We start from the raw sequence: 450 nt of genomic DNA, 5'->3' as shown, positions 1-450 counted from the left end.
AGAGCTTCCAGTCGGCCTTCAACGTCGTCAAGGGTTCGGTGCCGGCTCGTACCGACGTGCCCGATACTGACTTCGACGCTTGCGGCAAGAAGGGCATCGCCGATCTGAAGGCTGCCAATGAAGGCGGCAAGCTGTTCGGCTCGCTGGCGCAAGGCTATGGCGCTCCTCCGGCGATCGCCAATGCCTATAAGGATGTCGTCTCGAAGTTCGTACACGGCCAGATCAAGACCTCCGACGAAGCCGTCAAGCAACTCGTCCAGGCGATCGACGACGCCCGCTGAGACCACTTGTGATGACAATGCTTCCCCGCGTGCTTCGCGGGGGAGCTTCAGGCTCCGCGCCGATCATACGGAATGATCATGCGCGGACAATCATGCCCGAGGCAGAGCCGATCATGCCCGATATCATGCGGGGCCGATTGCGGGAAGGAGATGACATTCCATGAGCACT

The 450-nt window shown here is 60.4% G+C and carries 1 pseudogene; it reads left to right on the top strand.

The features are described 5' to 3' along the window. Positions 1-281: pseudogene (locus tag FY112_RS00120) on the top strand (sugar ABC transporter substrate-binding protein); the annotation flags it as partial. Between the last annotated feature and the right edge of the window lie 169 nt (positions 282-450).

It is taken from the genome of Rhizobium sp. PEPV16 (assembly GCF_008919455.1).
GTDB lineage: Bacteria > Pseudomonadota > Alphaproteobacteria > Rhizobiales > Rhizobiaceae > Rhizobium > Rhizobium leguminosarum_Q.
The sequence above is the reverse complement of the archived record's forward strand: the minus strand, read 5'-3'. Positions and strand labels throughout refer to the sequence as shown.